Here is a 2,466-nt window from a genome sequence, read left to right on the forward strand (position 1 = left end):
CTTCGGGGCTACGCCCCTCGACCGGTGGCTAAAAAGCGGGCACCCGCAAGGGGTGCTTCGCTCCACACTCTTTACAATGAGATGAATAGCTTCTGTACAACTCAAATGCGTCATCCCCTTACCCGGTGACCCGCAAAGGGTCGAGGGGTAAGACTTACACTTGCATATCGGTCATCGGCACCTCGTGCCTCGACCGATGCATAGGGAACGGACATCCTTCGGATGCAGGCTACCACCGATTGACTATTTTCACATACGTCACCCTTGGCGCCGGAGCGAAAAAAAGCTCTCGCCCCTGTCGATCGTGACAGGGGCGAGAGCTTTTCTCTCTACTTGATGACGAAAGACTTGCTGAAGTATTGCGATCCTATCCTCAGGAGTATTCTTGATCCACAGCTTTCTCATCATTCGTTAAGCATCGGCTTGACAATTCGTTGCATCCATGCCGGCATCATAGCCACATCCTCAGCCAGAGCTCTGACCTCTTTTTCCTGATTGATTAACTCACGCATCCGGGACAATATCTCCTCGTCTATATTTTGTTCACCCAAGCTTTTCAGCGCCTGGACAAGAAGGGGGATAAGCTGAGTGCTGTAGGCAAAGTTCCTGGGGACGGCTCTCTTGAGGATCACTTTTCGATCACCTAAATAGAGTGTACGTGCACTTCCTGTTGTCAGAAACGAATGGGTCATAGGGACCTGAGTGGACAGCCCAAGAGCATTCAGCGCAGTGACCCCGGACGGCAATACCTGAGCCTTATCCCGTTCGGCAATAGCCTGGACAATCTTGTCAACAGATGGCATAATCGCTCCATACTTGCTCTGCTTGGGTTTTAGGTAAACACCGGAGGCAATACGGACAAGAGCACCCTCCTCAACCAAGCCCGAAAGCGTACGACCAACGCTCTCGGGATGATATTGGGGAAAGTCGGTCCGAAAGAAAATTGAACCGTCGTTAGCAGATAGTATTTGCTGGCTGAGCGTTTTTCCTCTCATAGCAATGTTGGATATACTTCAAATAATTCCAACACCAAATTCAGGCTACATTTGCGAGAACAGCAACCATACAAACGCTATGGAGCGGGCATCCTTCGGATGCAGGTCTACCACCGACTGACGATTTCCACATACGTCACCACTGGCATTGGCGCAAAAAAAGCTCTCGCCCCTATCGATCGTGACAGGGGCGAGAGCTTGTTTACTAAGGAAACGACTCAGAGGACTAGTGTCAGATTGGCTTTGCAGGTCTTCGTGCAGCCACCTCCGTCAATGCACTCATCGGTGAATTTAAAAGCCTTTTTGGCTCCGGAGATAGTTCTCTCCACGACAATTCGCTCGCCGTCCTTTTTTCCTCCCTCACACTCAATGGCATACTTCCTGGACTTAGCCGTGCGTAATAGGATCTGTGTTGGATCCAAGTCGGGATGATCCGTCTGAAGTATAGCCTCAGCAGCAGCATAAGGGAAGAGGATGTCCTTTGGCATCTGATCATATCTCTGCAGGACGATCTGATCTACCGAGATGCGACCACTCTCTCGGTTGACCGTCAGAGTGATGTCAGCCATTGCCCGGAAGTAGAATCCCTCCGGCGGCACGACACCCACAAGCTTGCTGTCTAGGAAGTCGACAAGCTCACATAAGGTCTCCACATTCGCCTCATCCGAAAGAGAGTTCTCCACACCACCGGCAGGGAGAAGCACCCTGTCGGAAAAGCTCGGAAGGAACCCGAAGTCAGACTGTACATAGACTTGCTCCCATGTACGATGCATGAGTTGTCGGTCGTGAGACAGCTCGGCAGATCCCTGAGGATCCAGGGGACTTTGCTGATTGACACATCCTGTCATAAGGAGTGTCAGCAGACCCAGAAGTGTGGATCTGAACATGGTATTTTCCATAGGATTACATTGCTTAAGTCCTTAAATAGCGGGTGACTACTTCACCACGCAAGCAAGGTACTCTTTTCAGGCCGAACCGTGATGAAGATCGTGTAACTTTTCTGTTACTTGATGACAAAGGACTTGGCGAGGTGGGCGACGGACCTGGCGCGGGTGAGCGAGGGTGACCCTGTCCGATAACCCTAAGAAGGTCAGCGGGGAAGGCACCCCGGCAGGGGTCCCCTAAGGAGGTCAGCAGGGCACCCTTTCGGGTGCTCGCTTCCTAGCCACTGGTCGGAGGGGCGTAGCCCCGAAGACCTGTGGATCAGGCATCACAAACGATCGCGACCCCGCAAGGGTGTCGCAGAGCAGCCATCCCCTCTCCCTGCGACCCACAAGGGGTCGTGGTCAGAGCGTTGATCTGCCCACAGGTCTTCGCCGCTATTGCGGCTCGACCTGTGGCTAGGAAACCGGGATCCCTGACGGGATCCATTACCCATCGGGAGGTGGATCGTTGTGGTAAGGAGGGTAGCTCCCCGGCAGGGGCGCTCACTCCATAGGCATCCTTCGGATGCAGGCTACCACCGATTGAC

At 53.1% G+C, this 2,466-nt stretch carries 3 protein-coding genes; all 3 read right to left on the bottom strand.

The window, feature by feature from the left end:
- Positions 1 to 404: 404 nt before the first annotated feature.
- Entirely contained in the window at positions 405 to 995 is a 591-nt protein-coding gene (locus HMPREF2890_RS05370) for a DUF6088 family protein (RefSeq protein WP_070466342.1), read from the bottom strand.
- Between the two features lie 218 nt (positions 996 to 1,213).
- Positions 1,214 to 1,894, bottom strand: coding sequence for a hypothetical protein (locus HMPREF2890_RS05375; protein WP_148130685.1), 681 nt, complete (start codon positions 1,892 to 1,894; stop codon positions 1,214 to 1,216).
- Positions 1,895 to 2,198: 304 nt separating this feature from the next.
- Positions 2,199 to 2,466 (bottom strand): hypothetical protein (locus tag HMPREF2890_RS09180; protein WP_210394767.1); only part of this gene is annotated, 268 nt, incomplete at its 5' end.

Origin of the sequence: Porphyromonas sp. HMSC065F10, assembly GCF_001808555.1 — a bacterium.
Lineage (GTDB): Bacteria > Bacteroidota > Bacteroidia > Bacteroidales > Porphyromonadaceae > Porphyromonas_A.